The following is a 15733-nucleotide window of genomic DNA, read 5'->3' on the forward strand; positions in this document are numbered from 1 at the left end:
TCGTGGCTCTGAGCGTATCGCTGACAGGCAGCAATACTGGCGGCAAACAAAGGTCAAAAAGACCCGATACTGACAGCTAAAATGCAAAAATCACACCACAATATTGAGCCAATTCTCGGCAAGCTAATAGATGGCATGTTTATGGAACAAACATCAACATTACTATCCGATAACCTGGTTCCTAACATGATGTACAGCTACTTGATTGACTTTGAAAAACGATAAGCGTAAACAGACACTTGGCTTAACAATTAAGGAATCACTTTGAAGATCACAGAATTACGCCAATATAGAATCAGAGCAGGCAAAACAGAACAGTGGCTAAGTTGGATGAAGGAAGAACTGTTGCCCTATCAACGCTCACAAGGCATGCGTGTACTGAATACTTACGTCCACACTGGTGATGATGGACATGACTATTTTGTTTGGCTTAGAGAGTTCGACAATGAGCAAGCACGCCAGGCTCTCTACGAAAAAACATACGACGAGTGGTGGGTTCGCGAGATTCGACCGAAGGTGTTTGAGTTAATTGAACAAGACTCAATCAAAGTTACCTTACTTGAATCGGTAGAGATGTAGTCAACTGCAACACCGTAATGCAATATCGAACCGATAACCTTTAGAAACGATGTGGTTTTCGACTGTAAAGTAAGGTGGAAAACTCGTCCATTTGCTTTTGTTCGCGCTTAGCTTCAGCAAGTTGTTTCTCTTTTTCGCGTTTGTCTATCATCCACTCATAGGATTTGCGTTCTTTACGCACGGTTAACCAATATTCTTTACAGTTTTCAACCTGCTCTTTGAAATGACTTTCTGCTTGCTTTTGCTTAGATAAAGTTTCATCTAGCTGGGTAAGGAATCGATTTAAGTGTCCATATTGACTTGCCGTTAGGCCCGCCTGACCACGGTCGACGAGCTGCTGGCAATAATCAAGCCGATACTTTTCAATTTGTTCAACCTGACGGTAATAATCTTCGAGTTCAGAACGCGCTTTGTTCAGTGCAAGCACAGCTTGGTCTTCACGATCCTTAGTTTGCTCAAGTAGAAACTCCATCGCATTATTCATGCGCTATCACCCACCCAAAATGTTTCTAAGCATATTGACGCACATATCATATGGCACTGATTCTTTCATGCTCTGCTGCAAGTATTCGTCTAACTTCGGTTTCAAAGTAAATGCGCCATCAATAGCAGGATCGGTACCCGGTTTGTACGCTCCAATCGAGACCAAATCTTGATTCTTGCGACAAATAGACAAGACCTGTCGCACCGCTTTTGACATCAGAACGTGCTCTTCGGTCGTGATTTGCGGCATAACACGGCTCACCGACTTCTCGACATCAATCGCCGGATAATGGCCTGCATCCGCCATTTCACGAGAAAGTACAATATGGCCATCAAGAATGGCTCGCGATGCGTCCGCTATCGGATCTTGCAAATCATCCCCTTCGGTCAACACGGTAAAGAACGCCGTAATCGAGCCTTGTTCGGAACTTCCATTACCCGCTCGCTCAACCAGCGCTGGCAGCTTGGCAAATACAGAAGGCGGGTAACCTTTCGTCGCTGGCGGCTCACCAACAGAAAGTGCGATTTCACGCTGTGCTTGTGCAAAACGAGTCAACGAGTCCATCAATAGCAGAACATCTAACCCTTGGTCCCTGAAGTATTCAGCAATCGTTAATGCCGTTTGGCACCCCTTTAAGCGCATTAGAGGTGAAGCATCGGCAGGCGCCGCGACCACCACTGAGCGGCGACGACCGTCCTCACCCAAGATCTCTTCGATGAACTCTTTAACTTCACGTCCACGCTCACCTATCAGGCCGACGACCACAACCTGTGCGGTGGTGCCTCGCGTCATCATGCCAAGCGTGACCGATTTACCCACACCAGAACCTGCAAACAGACCGATACGCTGACCTTTACCAACCGTCAACAAACCATTGATGGCTTTTAGGCCAACATCGAGCGGTTCAGAAATTGGCTTTCGAGCCAACGGGTTGATTGGTTCGGCATTAAAAGAGGCACGGTGATCGGTATACAAAGGGCCAAGTCCATCAAGTGGATTCCCAACCCCGTCTATCACGCGCCCAAGTAATTCCATGCCGACGGGTAAACCAGCGTCACTGGTTAAAGGGGTGACTCTCGCGCCAGGTAAAATGCCCGTAATTTGTTCGCTTGGCATTAAAAATAGGTTGTCACCTGAAAAGCCGACAACCTCAGCTTCCATCTGACCTGACATGGTTTCCACTAAGCATAAACTGCCAATTGGTGCGCGACAGCCGGTCGCTTCCAACGTTAACCCAACCACACGCACCAGTTTGCCAGAGGCGACAGGGCGCGTCGTAAGGCCTTCAACTTTGTAGCTTTTTAAGCGGTCAGCGAGTGCTTGCATGGATTACTCACCCTCTTGATGACGGTTTGCGCCACAAAAGCTGTGCAATACGCTTTTGACGCGTTCTTCCATGCGATAATTAATGCTTGATTCACCTGCTTCAATCTGGACGTCACCTCGATTGAGCGATGGTTCAGCAACTAACGTCCAGTTGCGACAATCAAGGTCTTCTTCACCATAAGCTGAACGAATAATCGCGACATCTTCTGGATTCAGGTGCAAGGTAATAGGGTGGCCTGATATTGGTAGCGCTTCGACCGACTGCTTCACTGTATCTAAAATAATTTGAGGGTTGGTTTGTACTTCAACGTGCACCACTTCTTTGACTAAGCAGAGCACCATATCCACCAGCTGCTTTTCAACCTGAGCATTCATCAACTCCAAAGGTTGAGCAAACTGATTGGCCAAGTTCATAAAGGTTTCAACTTGCTGCTGAATGTATTCTTGCCCTGCAGTCACCCCTTCAGCTTTTCCGAGCTCAAGACCTTCAGCATGGCCGGCTTGCAACCCTTCTTCTTTACCTTTGTCGTAACCTTGCTTAAAGCCAGCTTCCTGACCTTGATGTAAGCCTTCTTGATAAGCACCTTGCTTAATCAGTTCAATTTGTTCTTCGGTTAGCGCAAGTGGCTGCTCTTCTTCAGGCTCATCAAAATTCGGCACCCATCCCGGGTCATAGTTGAACGCGGTTTGTTTTGCTTGTTTGGCTTTAGGCTCGCCATAATCAGGCAGCCCCCAACGTTGAGGTGCGATCATCGAATCATCTTCATCAGGACGGATAAATCCGCGTTTTCTATCGCCAGCCATGGGTTACCTATTGTGTGTTCGATTAAGAAGTGAGGGTGCTCCGCAATAGGATAATTGCGAAGCAATAGAAATTATAAGAATTCGTCAGCACCGCCAGACAACATGAGCTCACCAGCATCCGCCATTCGACGGGCAATTGCTAAGATTTCTTTCTGAGCGGCTTCTACATCTGCCACTCGTACTGGCGGCATCGCTTCTATATCATCACGCATCATATCAGCAGCACGTTTAGACATGTTCTTGAAGACTTTCTCACGTAACGAGTCATCTGCACCTTTAAGTGCTTTTTGCAACACGTCTTGTGGTACGTCACGCAGCAACTTCTGAATACCTTGGTCGTCCACTTCGACTAAGTTTTCGAAGACAAACATTAGGTCTTGGATTTGCGTCGCCATGTCTTCGTCCTGATCGCGAATTTGTTCCATCAACAAACCTTCGACGTTGTTGTCTAGGTAGTTCATGATCTCCGCTGCTGCTTTCAGGCCGCCAATTTTGGCTGCTTGTGCACCCGCTTGACCCGCGAACTGTTTCTCCATGATTTCGTTCAGCTCTGCCAATGCTGATGGCTGAACCTCTTCAAGGTTGGCAATACGCATCATCAGATCCAAACGCACGCGCTCAGGGAACTGAGACAAAATCTCTGCAGATTGGTCTGCTTCTAAATAAGACAGTACGATAGTTTGAATCTGTGGGTGTTCATTGACTATAATGCTCGCCACTTGGCGTGGGTCCATCCATTTCAAAGAATCCAAACCTTTTGAGCCCGTACCAAGTAGGATCTGGTCAACTAAGTTGTTGGCTTTGTCTTCACCAAGAGCGGCAACCAGTGCATTACGCATAAAGTCTTCGCTGCCCATACCAATGTTGGTGTATTTCTGGATATCCTCCAAAAACGCACGATGAACAGCAGATACCTTGTCTTGGCTGAGATCCTTCGCGCGAGCCATCGCACTACCAACACGCTGAACCTGTTTTGGTTCTAGGTGACGGATAATGCCAGCTGCATCTTGTTCATTAAGGCTCAGTAGCAAAATTGCCGCTTTTTCTTCGCCAGTAATGGTTGAAACATCCAGCTCTACTGGCATTCCCGCGGCGTTGTCATCTTGAGGTACGATATCATTAGCCATTGTCATTCATCCAGTTTTTCACTACTTGAGCAGCCAGTTCAGGTTCATTCGCAACCAGAGCGCGAACCGCTTTCAATACATCTTCATCTTTATGAAGGTTTGGCAAATCAATACTTGAGCCAAACTCGAACAGTTCGCTGCTTTCGATGTCACTGCCAATCAAGCTAGTTTCACCATCCGCACCAATCGGCAAGCCGTCTGGTCCGTACATTTCGTCTTCATCATCGCTGGTAGGGTTAAGCAATTTCTTCATTGCTGGGCGAACCAGAACCAACACAACCACAATAATCACTAATGCACTTGCGAACCAACGAACCCAATCACTGAAGTTAGGGTGCTCCCAAATTGGTGGTTCTTCTAGCTGCTCAGCCTCTGGCTCAGCAAACTTTACACTCAATACATTTAGCAAATCGCCACGGCCTTGATCAAAGCCAACGGTACCAATTAATACTTGGCGAATGGCATTGATTTCAGATTCGGACATTGGGGTATAAGTCACTTCACCCGTATCAGGGTTAACTTGACGACGGTCTTTAATCGCAACAGAAACGGTCTGACGAGCCACCGTCCCGGTCTGCTTTCGCTCGTGGCTGATGGTGGTATCTAGCTCAAAGTTACGCGTGGACTCTTTACGAACTGAACCCTGCCCCATGACAGAACCATCTTTCATTTGAGCCACATCTTGCGGAATTGAGGCATCCGCTGGAGGCTGATTACTCAACGCACCCGGAATACCCGCTACCATGTTACCGTTATTGTAATCTTCGAGTGCGTACTCACTGCGGGTCGCAGGGGTATTTGGATCAAAGCGTTTGCGGGTTTGTTCAACCGCACTGAAGTCCATTTGGATATCAACCTGCGCCGTATAGTTGCCATAACCTAAAATGGGTAATAGTACGGAATCAATTTTTTCGCGCAGCGCTTGTTCTTGGCTGCGTTCTAATTCTTGTTCTTTGCGTCGCGCCGCAGAAGCGGGATCTTGGGAGCCTGAGCTGAGTAAGCGGCCATGCTGATCTGTGACGGTAATTCGAGAAGTTTTCATTCCCGGCACAGCACTAGCCACCATGTCGACAATAGAATCCACTTCTTGTTGCTTAAGGTTCGTGCCTGTCGACAATGTCAAAAATACCGACGCAGACGCTTCTTGGTTATGACGCACAAACACGCTGTGCTTTGGCAGTGCCAATAACACTCGTGCTTTGCGAACTTGCTTCATTTCTTCAATTGCTTGAGCCAATTGGCGCTCTCGACTGAGTTTGAGACGCTCTTGCTCGAGACGTTGTGAAACACCAAAACCCATGTCTTGCAGCAAAATATCATCGCCCGCTTCTGTAGCTTGGTTAACGCCGGAACGAACCATGCCAAGTTTGATCGAGTTGTACTCACTCGATTCAACAGAAACAGTATTGCCATCAAGCTTATAATTGATTTTCTGCTGGTCCAGATAATCCAGAACGGGGATCAATTCTTCGGTCTCATACGCACCAAGTGGGCGCATTTCCGGTTCTTTGACCCAAAAGAACAGCATCACGATCAATGCAACACAGATGGATATCGACAGCACAAGCACAACCTGACGAAGTAAATCGAGGTCGCCCACTGCCATATCGAATTTTGACGCACTGCGCTCCTCTAGATCTGGATTTTGACTCTCCACATCCACATCGGAACTTGCTACCAGTGCACCATCTGAGCCGCCTTCAGTGACGGTTAAATCTGTAGACTTGTCTGCCACACTTATTACCTAAATTACACTGGCATGTTCATGAGGTCTTTATATGCCTCAACGAGTTTATTGCGAATTTGAACCGTCGCATCAAAAGCGACACTAGACTTGTTACGAGCGATCATAACGTCAGAAAGGGATACATCGGCATCACCACGATCAAAACGGGTTTGTAAATCACCAGATGCTTTTTGAAGTGTGTTCACGTTATTGATGGCTTTAGTTAGGAGATCGTTAAAATCCGCTCCAACTTTCGCCCCACTTGCAGTAGGAGCCGTATTGGTTGCTTCTACCATCATGGCGCGCATTTCTGCCTGAATACCATCAATTTTCATTAGCACCTCTAAGCCAAAAGATTGACTATTAACAAAACTGATTATTGACACAGCAATTAACGTGCCATAAGACATTAGCAATCAATTTACTTACACTTTTTGTCTTACGGCCGTTGTCTGTGTTAATTCGGGATATCTATACCAGCATCACGCATTTTGGCAAGCTTATAGCGCAAGGTTCGAGGGCTTATACCCAGTTTCTCCGCCATTTCTTTGCGTCGACCATTACATTCAACCAAAGTCTCCAAAATAATGGCGTATTCTTGATCGCGCAGCTCGCTGCCTAAGCCTTCTCCACCAGTTACTGGGCGGCTGACACTCTCAGCTTGAGCAACTGGCTTAACATTGGGCACGACCATATCTGCGTTTTGCACCACGTGTTGCAAGCTATTGGCATCTTGCCAATCTACGCCCTCAAGCAAAATGTGCTCTGCATCGATGTCGCCATTTTCACTTAATATCAGCGCTCGTTGAACCACGTTATCCAATTCACGAACATTACCCGGCCAAGGGTATTGCAATAGTTTTTCTAACGCAACGGTCGAGAATTGAGGCACTGGCATGCCCATTTTGCTGCAATGACGCTCAGCAAGATGCTTGGCAAGCGGTGCAATATCGCCTTTACGTTCTTTAAGTGCAGACCACGCAATTGGGAATACATTCAGGCGGTAATATAAGTCCTCTCTGAAGTTTCCTTCTGACACGTATTGCTTAAGATCACGGTTACTCGTCGCTAACACACGAACATCTAACTTGATGCTTTTGCGACTGCCTAGGCGCTCTACTTCGCGCTCTTGTAGGACACGCAATAACTTCGCTTGCAGGTTCAAGTCCATTTCGCTGATTTCATCAAGCAAGATTGTGCCACCTTGCGCTTGTTCGAACTTTCCTGGGCATGCCTGAACAGCACCAGTAAATGCGCCCTTTTCATAGCCAAACAGTGTTGCTTCGAGCATATTGTCAGGAATCGCGGCACAGTTAATTGCGACAAAAGGACCATTTTTACGATTTGACGCGTTGTGAATATAGCGCGACATCACTTCTTTACCTGAGCCACTAGGACCTAGCACCATAACATTCGCATCTGTACGTGCCACTTTATCGGCCAACGCGAGTAAACGTAGACTTTTCTCATCAGCAACGATAGCGTCACCGTTGTCATCACTTTTTATCGGTGCATAACGACTGACCATATTTAGCAACACTTCTGGTGCAAATGGTTTCGCCATGTAGTCGATCGCGCCATCTTTCATTGCAGACACGGCATCTTCAATGTTGGCGTACGCCGTCATTAGCAATACTGGTAAGTTAGGCCAATTCTGCTTGATGCTTTTGAGCAGAGCTAAGCCACCCATACCCGCCATTTGCACATCAGAAACGACGATATCAACCGTATTCGATTTCAGCTTTAACAGTGCATCTTCAGCACAGTCCGCTTCCAACCACTCATACCCTGCCAGAGCCAGAGTATCGACTAGGGCTTCACGAAGACCTTCATCGTCTTCTACGATCAGCACTTTGCTTTGCGCCATTATGATTCTCCAGAAATTGTTATTACCAAAAGCCGCTTATTGCGCTTCTGTTTGCACTCGCTCTAGCGGAATGCACATGGTGAAGCAGGCTCCATCACCCTGCTCTGAAATAAGTTCCAATCGACCGTCATGGGCACGGCAAACCATTTGAACAACTGCCAACCCTAATCCAGTTCCTTGAGAACGTGTGGTAAAAAATGGCTCCATGATTTTGGCTTGCAGTTCTTCAGGCACACCCGGTCCGCTGTCTTGCACAGAAATGCGTAACTCACCATTTACCGGGCGGAAAAAAATATCGACTTGCGATTCTTTACCAGACATTTGAATCGCATTCATGACCAGATTACTCAATGCGGATGCAATGGCGTTCGCATTGCCTAGTAGTTCAGTTTGTTCTTCTTCCACTTCTAGGCAGTAATCAATACTGTTGTTTTTTAGCGCGGTTTCGACCATCGGCTGATATTCCGCTACCAACTGGGCAATCGTAAATGGCTTAATGACTTTATTATCACCACCTTTAGCAAAAAGCAGCATATCATTAACCTGCTTTTCCAAATCGTGCAGTCGATCCATTAATTTGGTTTGGAAGCGATCTTTTGTCGCTGGAGGAAGATTTGGCGCTCCCAAATTGGATGCATATAACATAGCGCTCGACAGCGGCGTTCTTACTTGGTGAGCAAGCGACGCAACCATACGTCCTAACGACGATAAGCGCTGTAAATCACTGACACGAGCTTGAAGTAAACGGGTTTCGGTTAAATCGGTAATCAGGATCAATTGACCTGTTGTGGACGCCGAGATGGCGAGTCGAACTTTACGGCCATTCCGCAGGGAAACTTCATGGCCATCATCTTCACGTGGGTCAAACACCGCCTGGATAACGTTGAACCATTTTTCGTTAACCAGTGGAATCTCAAGAATTCGGTGCGCTTCTGGATTTGCTTCACGCACTACTCCGTACGTATCGAGCAAAATCACTCCAGCAGGCATCACATCGAGCACCTGTTTGTAGCGCTCAACCTGATTCTCTACGGAATCTAAATGGGATTGATTGGTGTTGTTATCCATTACTGCCTGTCGAAATATCGCCGCTAAAACTAAAATAGCTTGGTAAGCAATTAGCGTACCAAGCTATTTTTTATATTTATCAGGACGTTAAGCCATCGACAATAAGTTGACACTCAGAGATAACGGTTTTGGATGCCAGAAAAGCGATGTTAACCAGCCCAAGTGATTATTCAGATATCGTCTTAAAACTTCACTTTACCTAGCGCTGTAAGTTGTACTTACGCATTTTTTCCACCAGCGTAGTACGTCGCATACCCAGCATGTCCGCCGCTCTTGCTACAACGCCACCCTGCGCTTCTAATGCTTGGCTGATCATATTAACTTCTAAATCAGCCAGCAGCTCTTTCAAATTAACCCCTTCCGGTGGCAGCGCTTGCGGGGCGTTCATGCTGTGATCAAGGTCGTCTTGATCTTCAAAGCTAAAATCTTCAGAGAAGATATCTTGGAATACATCACGCTCTTGCTCTTCCACCGAAACAAATGGATTGCTCTCTGGTTGGAACTCTGGGATGTCACTGTAGCGATATTTGGTTGGTAGATGGTTTACATCCACTAAGCTATTTGGATACAGAATAATCATTCGCTCAACAAGATTAGCCAACTCGCGTACGTTGCCCGGCCAGTTATGCTCCATCAGTGAGTTGATTGCACGAGGTGTAAAACAGATAGGTTGTCCGCCCTCCGCCTCTAAACGTGTCATCAGTTCTTGCAGCAGCAATGGTATATCTTGTTTGCGCTCTTTCAGCGCTGGCATCTCAATCGGAAACACGTTCAGACGATAGAACAAGTCTTCTCGGAACGTGCCTTCTTCAATCATATTTTCTAGATTACGGTGTGTCGCCGCCACAACTCGAACATTTACCTTGATGGTACTATTGCCACCTACACGTTCAAAGCAGCGTTCTTGCAATACACGAAGCAACTTTACTTGCATCGACATTGGCATATCGCCAATCTCATCAAGAAAGATAGTGCCACCGTCTGCGAGCTCAAATCGACCTTTACGGGCAGTTAACGCACCAGTAAACGCGCCTTTTTCGTGACCAAATAATTCGCTTTCTAGGAGCTCAGGCGGTATTGCACCACAGTTAATAGGTACAAATGCGCCATCGCGGTATGAAGAGTGATAGTGGATGTTACGCGCAACAACTTCTTTACCCGTACCGGACTCACCTAAGATCAACACGTTTGCTTCCGTGTTTGATACTTGCTCGATCAGGTGTCGAACTTCTTGAATACCTCTACTTTGACCAACTAAGCTGCGAAAAAGCGTGTTTTTGCGTGCACTAGCAACAACATTCACTCCTTTTCGCCCCAGAAAATCTTTGCAGTGGCGTAACGCTTCACTAAGCTGTGGGTAATTAAGCGGCAGCTCTAGTTCACCAACAAAATTTGGAAGATCATCAACAGGCAAAGGAAAACGGCCCATGACTAGAAGAGGGATGTGGTAAGCGCTGTTTAAATGAGAGATAACCGTACTCGCCGCTTGACCTGCTGGAATATTACCAACAATACAGCACGACCATACGCTAGACCAATCAACATCGCTGAGCTGATCAGAACTGACCGCTTCGCAATTTTCTCCAACAAATTCCAATATATTGCTTAAATTTAAACGACTTGATGCGTCATCATCAATTACAAGCAGCTTTGCCAAACCATGCATAAGTAAGAATGATTGCCTTTATTTTAGGTGCGTTGCGGCCAAACCTTGATTTGCGCAATTGGGTGCTAAAGAAGGCAGAACCACCACACTCAATTTACGATAGACAAAATAGGAAAATCAGCAACAAAAAAGCCATTAGGGCTACTAATGGCTTCTATTTTATTTGAATATAAAAATAAGGCAACCAAGCAATGGAGAGGTGTGAGCTTGATAGAAACTTTGCTACACAACTCGTTGCGCAATTGACAAATATATTCGTCTAGTATCTTAACGCATTGTTTTGACTATTAAATACCAACTTCAGCAGCGGTAAGATTATGAAACTCTGTTGGGATTTGGTCCCAAGCGGACTTGATCTCACGGATAATATCGATAACGTCGTCGATCAGCTGAGGCTCATTTTGATGGTTAGCAGCAGAAATTTGCGTGATCATAAACTCATACAGTGAATCTAAGTTTGAAGCAATATCACCACCGTCATCCATAGATAGACAGCTGCGTAGCGCGATAATGATGTCTAACGCTTTACCCAAGCGCTCACCTTTTGCTGGAATATTGCCTGCTTGCATGGCTGCTTTACCTTGAATAAGGCGCTCAATCGCACCAGCCATAAGCATTTGAATGACTTTGTGCGGAGAAGCCGCGCTAAGCTGGCTGTCGACTGATACCTTTTTGTATGCTTGCAAAGAACCGCGCATAGTAATCCTCTTTTAAATAAATTTTTTGTACTGCTGAAGTGAACGCTGGCCATAACGAAACTTATGGAGCTCTTTTCCGGCCTTTGACGTTTCCGATTGCATCAGCTCGACAATTCTTTTGGTACGAGTTAGCAATGCTTGCCACTCTGCATCCTGCTTAACCAAAGGATTTTGATGAATAATTGGTAACAGGTTTTGCAATAACCGTTCCCTGATATCGACCAAGCGAAGAATTTCTTCAGCATTAAAATCAATTTTTTCTAATTCTTGCGTAATTAGTTGATCTATATCACTAATTTCCATGAGTTCTTTTTGCATTTATTAACCCAACGCACTCATCAAAGCGCCTAACTGGCCTTGCATTTTACCGGTCGCATCTTGCATCGCGGTAAACTTCGCATGAGTACGCTTCTCTAGGCTTTCCATGCGGCGATCTAATGCCGCTTGATCGTCACTCAAACGGTAGTTTTGTTCTGTGAGACTTTTTTCTCGAGTACGAATACTGCCTGTAATACCTGTGATACCGTGAATCGCATCTTCTACTCGTTTAGCAAAACCTGTGTTGCCACCGAAGAACTTTTCTAACTCGTTGAAGTTATTGTTCAACTGGCGATCTAGCATGTCATAGTTGATTTCTAGGGTGCCTTGACGTGTGGTCGTAATGCCAAATTCTGTTAAGGACTTTAGGTTTTCAGGCGCCTTATCGATTCGAGTAGAAAAGACCGATTTTAATCGTGAATCTGCACTGCGTACGGTGCTGTCACCTGACAACGGCCCTTTTTGACCAGTTACCGGGTCCACACTCGCCAACGCTTGGGAGGTTTGATAAAACGAGTTATACGCTGCCACAAAGTTTTCGATATCGTTGCGTACACTTTGACGGTCGTACTCGACACCAATTTCAGCAGGCGGTTTATTCGGTTCTGATTTGCCTTTTAGTGTTAAATCAACACCTTCGATCGCATCTTCAATCACATTGTTGTGGCTAGATAGCTTTGCCACGCCATCAAGCAGAACTTCTGAATCTTGCCCTGCTTGTACTTCTGTCATCCCAAGGTATTCTTCAAAAGCAGATTGTGCCTTTGCGATTTTCGCTTCTGCTTCATCAATTTTTTCCAGACGCTCACGTTCTTGAGGATCAAGTTTAGCGCGATGAATTTGCTTAGCTTGCGCTTCGGAAAGTTCACCACGTGCCACTTTTTCGTCTAACGCTTGCTTTTCACTCGCAATTTTTTGCTCGATTTCCGCTTTTTCTTGCTCAAGAAGCTGCTTAGCCTCTTTCGTCGTAACGTAAGAATCGGTTAGGGTGCCCGATGCGGCATTATTCCAGCCTGGTACATCTGGTGCCTTCTCTATTGCCTTTTCGTCGAGTTCGAGCTCTGGTTCTTCATAAGAGTCCAACAAAGTACCTGACGCAGTTTCTGTCCACCCTGGAATTCTGTCTTCAGGGCGTAAGCTCGCGCGTCGATTGGCTTCATCAATGGCTTCTTGACCAGCTTTGGCTGCTTCTGCACCCGCCGCAGAGATTGGCGCCTGCGATGCATCATCTTGTACATCGTCTGCCGCTTTTTGCTCTTCTGGAGGTAGAGGATTGCCGTTTACATCCAGCTCTTCTGCTGGTTGTTCCGGAAATTTAAGAGGACCTAAGACATCTTCCGCCGCTGAACGAGCTTCTTCAAGCGCGTTGACGCGGTCTTCAAGTGTTTGGTATTCGAAATATTTAAGAGGGTTGCCTTTTTCTGCCTCCACACTGACTCTGATTTGATGATCCTTACCAGAGAGGTTAGAAGCAAGGATAAGGCGTGGACCTTCGACGTCGTTAATAAGAGATGCACGAACGCCAGGGTTATCTTTAGCGCCATTGATGCCACGTACGACATCGATGAGCTTAGATCGGGAACGAACATCGATATTAAAACGCTCATCACCAAGCGAAATCTGCAGCTTACCAGGGCCAAATTTTGCGTCTTCTGGCAATACGTCAGAAGCGACTTTATGGCTCTGAGCAAGCTGCAACACATCGATAGCATATTTGCCAGCGATAGCATCTGTGGTTGCCGTGGCAGATACTATATTGTCATCGGTCGTTTCGACAGTGCGAACGGCAAATGCTTTCTCCTGGCGAAAGTTCGCCATGAGATTTTTCATCGTATCCAATGATTCTCTGAGTCGTCCGTAAGCACTGATACTGGCATTAATTGTCGTGCGTTCGTTGTCGATGCGTTGCTGCTTTGGTACGCGTTCGGCATCCACAATTTTGCTGACCATGGAATTAATATCCATGCCGCCAGACATCCCCAAAGGGCCTAAACTCATCAAATCACCTCTAAAAACGACTTACACTTTTTCAGTCAACAACCCGCTGTTGGCTGTGTGCTCAGCTAGGCGACGCAATACCACTAGCATTTCTTCATCAGGAATTTGACGAATCACGTCACCGGTATTGGCTTCATAAATCGTCACCACATCTCGTCCGGATTCTTCATCCACTCGAAATGCGACTCCTTTGTTTATGGACGTTACAAATTCATTCATTTGTGCGACCAATTTTTCACGTTCTTCTTTGTTCAGTTCTTGACGGCTTTCAGCCATCTCGATCGCAGCTTGAACAGAGAAATCGTATTCGGTGTTTTTCGCTTTTTGCGGCGAAATCTCACCATTTGAATTTGCTGGGCTAGACGTGCCTATATCATTGCCATTTTTATTTGCAAACTTTGTGCCATTTGGCGTGCCGTAAGGCTGGATGTTCGATGCGTAGGAGGATATATCCATTACAATCTCCCTTCCACCTTATGGGCTAACGATAGAATCTATCGCTTTGGTGCCCCAGCACTAAGGTGTTGACCTCAGGCTGGGTTTACCACTTAGCCCAACAAGCTTAGCGCTGCAGATGGAGACTGCTTCGCTTGAGCCAGGATTGAAGTACTTGCTTGCTGAAGAATTTGCGACTTAGTCATCGCAGTGGTTTCCTTCGCGTAATCAGTATCTTTAATACGGCTTTTAGACGCGTTAACGTTCTCGTTAATGTTGTCTAGGTTGCTGATTGCGTGGTTGAAGCGGTTTTGGAAAGCACCGAGTGAAGCTCGTTGGCTGTCTACGGACTTAAGAGCACCGTCGATAACCGCTACTGCTTCTTGAGAGCCAGCTACTGTGGTTACGTCGATGTCTTTCACTGTTACGTCTTTCGGGCCACCAAAGCCGATCTCGTCTGCTAGGTTGCCAGAAAACTCAACATCACCTTCAACTTTTTGAGAAGAAGCAAATACTTGTAGTTTGCCATCTTCGCCAACAGAGGCTTTTACATCATCGTTTTGACCGTTGATGTATGTCGCTAGCTGCTCAATATCATCGCCTTGCTTAGCGCTGATTGATAGCTCTTTCTCTTCACCCTGCTTGTTGGTATAGCTCATTTTGAACTCTGTTTTCTCACCAACAGTCCAAGATGCGTCTTTACCCTCTTCTGCTGCGTAGCTCTTACCACCCATTGCTGAAGTGTCTGAGCGTAGGTTACCCATAGAAAGCATCACTGCTTCACCTGAGTCCGCACCGATTTGGAAAGATTGAGTACCGTAAGTACCGTTTAGAAGCTTGTTACCACCGAAAGAGGTAGTTTCAGCAATACGGTTTAGCTCGTCGTTTAGCGCTGTTACTTCTTCTTGGATCGCTACACGTTCTGCTTTTGAGTTAGAGCCGTTCGCCGATTGAAGCGAAAGATCACGCATACGTTGTAGGATGTTGGTAGATTCATTCATTGCACCTTCAGCAACCTGTGCAATAGAAATACCGTCGTTTGCGTTTTTCACTGCCATATCTAGGCCACGGCTTTGTGCATTCAAACGGTTTGAAATCTGTAGACCTGCAGCATCGTCTTTCGCGCTATTGATTTTGTAACCCGAAGACAAACGCTCCATAGATTTTTGTTGACCGTCAGCTGCCTGGTTTAGGTAACGCTGTGCAGTCATCGCAGAAACGTTAGTATTAACGTTAATCGCCATAATTGATCTCCTTAAGGCTTTAGTGAATGTACCGTCGTGTCTCTCACCTCACTTAGGTACATCTCATTTCTCTCAGTCCCTTTAACGGCGACCAATGAATATCCTTTAGAAGAAATTTTCAATTTTTTGCGATTATTTTCTTTGGTTTACTGAAATGTGATGAAGCTCTAATGCCGTGATTCGCAGAAATCCTGAGTCCCCAAAAGACAGAAAAAAACCCAGCCGAAGCTGGGTTTACTCGCTCATCTCTCACCACGAGCCAATGAGGTTCTCGTCTTAGGTTTGAAATTAACCTAGCAGACTTAGCGCTGAGTTTGGCGCTTGTTTCGCTTGCGCAAGGATTGAGCTTGACGCTTGCGATAGAATTTGTGATTTGGTCATTGCCGTCGTTTC

17 protein-coding genes are annotated in these 15733 nt (G+C 46.1%); 2 read left to right on the top strand and 15 right to left on the bottom strand.

Going from position 1 to position 15733, the window contains the following annotated elements; genetic code table 11:
* Positions 1 to 81 precede the first annotated feature (81 nt).
* Positions 82 to 225: a hypothetical protein gene (locus R7E38_RS15110; RefSeq protein ID WP_226083879.1), complete on the top strand. Its 144-nt coding sequence runs from the start codon at positions 82 to 84 to the stop codon at positions 223 to 225.
* Between the two features lie 39 nt (positions 226 to 264).
* A complete protein-coding gene (locus R7E38_RS15115) occupies positions 265 to 579 on the top strand; it encodes an NIPSNAP family protein (RefSeq protein WP_226083878.1) in 315 nt (104 codons plus the stop codon).
* Between the two features lie 40 nt (positions 580 to 619).
* On the opposite strand, the gene fliJ is transcribed toward R7E38_RS15115, so the two are convergent.
* The 15 genes from fliJ to R7E38_RS15190 all read right to left on the bottom strand — a co-directional run.
* A complete protein-coding gene (fliJ, locus tag R7E38_RS15120) occupies positions 620 to 1063 on the bottom strand; it encodes a flagellar export protein FliJ (protein ID WP_005380474.1) in 444 nt (147 codons plus the stop codon).
* A 6-nt stretch (positions 1064 to 1069) separates the two neighbouring features.
* Positions 1070 to 2389, bottom strand: a complete 1320-nt coding sequence (gene fliI / locus R7E38_RS15125; protein ID WP_226083877.1) for a flagellar protein export ATPase FliI — start codon at positions 2387 to 2389, stop codon at positions 1070 to 1072.
* 3 nt (positions 2390 to 2392) lie between these two features.
* Positions 2393 to 3193, bottom strand: a complete 801-nt coding sequence (fliH, locus tag R7E38_RS15130; protein ID WP_226083876.1) for a flagellar assembly protein FliH — start codon at positions 3191 to 3193, stop codon at positions 2393 to 2395.
* A gap of 71 nt (positions 3194 to 3264) precedes the next feature.
* Positions 3265 to 4320, bottom strand: a complete 1056-nt coding sequence (fliG, locus tag R7E38_RS15135; protein ID WP_005380470.1) for a flagellar motor switch protein FliG — start codon at positions 4318 to 4320, stop codon at positions 3265 to 3267.
* Positions 4313 to 6055, bottom strand: coding sequence for a flagellar basal-body MS-ring/collar protein FliF (fliF, locus tag R7E38_RS15140; RefSeq protein WP_005380462.1), 1743 nt, complete (start codon positions 6053 to 6055; stop codon positions 4313 to 4315). Before fliF ends, fliG begins: the two co-directional genes overlap by 8 nt.
* A 14-nt stretch (positions 6056 to 6069) precedes the next feature.
* Positions 6070 to 6381 (bottom strand): flagellar hook-basal body complex protein FliE, encoded by a 312-nt coding sequence (fliE, locus tag R7E38_RS15145; RefSeq protein WP_005384482.1) that lies wholly within the window; start codon positions 6379 to 6381, stop codon positions 6070 to 6072.
* 122 nt (positions 6382 to 6503) lie between these two features.
* Positions 6504 to 7913, bottom strand: a complete 1410-nt coding sequence (locus tag R7E38_RS15150) for a sigma-54-dependent transcriptional regulator (protein ID WP_226083875.1) — start codon at positions 7911 to 7913, stop codon at positions 6504 to 6506.
* Between the two features lie 36 nt (positions 7914 to 7949).
* Positions 7950 to 8981 carry a sensor histidine kinase gene (locus R7E38_RS15155; RefSeq protein WP_005380459.1) on the bottom strand — a complete coding sequence of 344 codons (1032 nt, stop codon included), beginning with the start codon at positions 8979 to 8981 and terminating at the stop codon, positions 7950 to 7952.
* Between the two features lie 199 nt (positions 8982 to 9180).
* Complete coding sequence (locus R7E38_RS15160) at positions 9181 to 10647, bottom strand: sigma-54 dependent transcriptional regulator (protein WP_005384490.1); 1467 nt, start codon at positions 10645 to 10647, stop codon at positions 9181 to 9183.
* Positions 10648 to 10934: 287 nt separating this feature from the next.
* A complete protein-coding gene (gene fliS / locus R7E38_RS15165; RefSeq protein ID WP_005380457.1) occupies positions 10935 to 11345 on the bottom strand; it encodes a flagellar export chaperone FliS in 411 nt (136 codons plus the stop codon).
* A 12-nt stretch (positions 11346 to 11357) separates the two neighbouring features.
* Positions 11358 to 11663: a flagellar protein FliT gene (locus tag R7E38_RS15170; RefSeq protein ID WP_226083874.1), complete on the bottom strand. Its 306-nt coding sequence runs from the start codon at positions 11661 to 11663 to the stop codon at positions 11358 to 11360.
* A gap of 3 nt (positions 11664 to 11666) precedes the next feature.
* On the bottom strand, positions 11667 to 13661 hold the full coding sequence (fliD, locus tag R7E38_RS15175) for a flagellar filament capping protein FliD (RefSeq protein ID WP_053306694.1): 1995 nt from the start codon (positions 13659 to 13661) through the stop codon (positions 11667 to 11669).
* Positions 13662 to 13682: 21 nt separating this feature from the next.
* Positions 13683 to 14117, bottom strand: a complete 435-nt coding sequence (flaG, locus tag R7E38_RS15180) for a flagellar protein FlaG (RefSeq protein WP_005384493.1) — start codon at positions 14115 to 14117, stop codon at positions 13683 to 13685.
* Between the two features lie 92 nt (positions 14118 to 14209).
* On the bottom strand, positions 14210 to 15340 hold the full coding sequence (locus R7E38_RS15185) for a flagellin (RefSeq protein WP_005380449.1): 1131 nt from the start codon (positions 15338 to 15340) through the stop codon (positions 14210 to 14212).
* A 288-nt stretch (positions 15341 to 15628) separates the two neighbouring features.
* Positions 15629 to 15733 (bottom strand): flagellin (locus R7E38_RS15190; RefSeq protein ID WP_254661342.1); only part of this gene is annotated, 105 nt, incomplete at its 5' end.

The sequence above is a fragment of the Vibrio sp. Vb2131 genome, from assembly GCF_033338535.1.
Classification (GTDB): Bacteria; Pseudomonadota; Gammaproteobacteria; order Enterobacterales; family Vibrionaceae; genus Vibrio; species Vibrio alginolyticus.

Excerpts from the sequence above, each read along its gene's own strand:
- fliG (WP_005380470.1), bottom strand. The coding sequence starts at position 4,320 with ATGGCTAATGATATCGTACCTCAAGATGACAACGCCGCGGGAATGCCA.
- R7E38_RS15110 (WP_226083879.1), top strand. The coding sequence starts at position 82 with ATGCAAAAATCACACCACAATATTGAGCCAATTCTCGGCAAGCTAATA.
- R7E38_RS15155 (WP_005380459.1), bottom strand. The coding sequence starts at position 8,981 with ATGGATAACAACACCAATCAATCCCATTTAGATTCCGTAGAGAATCAG.
- R7E38_RS15170 (WP_226083874.1), bottom strand. The coding sequence starts at position 11,663 with ATGCAAAAAGAACTCATGGAAATTAGTGATATAGATCAACTAATTACG.
- fliJ (WP_005380474.1), bottom strand. The coding sequence starts at position 1,063 with ATGAATAATGCGATGGAGTTTCTACTTGAGCAAACTAAGGATCGTGAA.
- fliI (WP_226083877.1), bottom strand. The coding sequence starts at position 2,389 with ATGCAAGCACTCGCTGACCGCTTAAAAAGCTACAAAGTTGAAGGCCTT.
- flaG (WP_005384493.1), bottom strand. The coding sequence starts at position 14,117 with ATGGATATATCCTCCTACGCATCGAACATCCAGCCTTACGGCACGCCA.
- R7E38_RS15185 (WP_005380449.1), bottom strand. The coding sequence starts at position 15,340 with ATGGCGATTAACGTTAATACTAACGTTTCTGCGATGACTGCACAGCGT.
- fliH (WP_226083876.1), bottom strand. The coding sequence starts at position 3,193 with ATGGCTGGCGATAGAAAACGCGGATTTATCCGTCCTGATGAAGATGAT.
- fliE (WP_005384482.1), bottom strand. The coding sequence starts at position 6,381 with ATGAAAATTGATGGTATTCAGGCAGAAATGCGCGCCATGATGGTAGAA.
- R7E38_RS15160 (WP_005384490.1), bottom strand. The coding sequence starts at position 10,647 with ATGCATGGTTTGGCAAAGCTGCTTGTAATTGATGATGACGCATCAAGT.
- fliD (WP_053306694.1), bottom strand. The coding sequence starts at position 13,661 with ATGAGTTTAGGCCCTTTGGGGATGTCTGGCGGCATGGATATTAATTCC.
- fliS (WP_005380457.1), bottom strand. The coding sequence starts at position 11,345 with ATGCGCGGTTCTTTGCAAGCATACAAAAAGGTATCAGTCGACAGCCAG.
- R7E38_RS15150 (WP_226083875.1), bottom strand. The coding sequence starts at position 7,913 with ATGGCGCAAAGCAAAGTGCTGATCGTAGAAGACGATGAAGGTCTTCGT.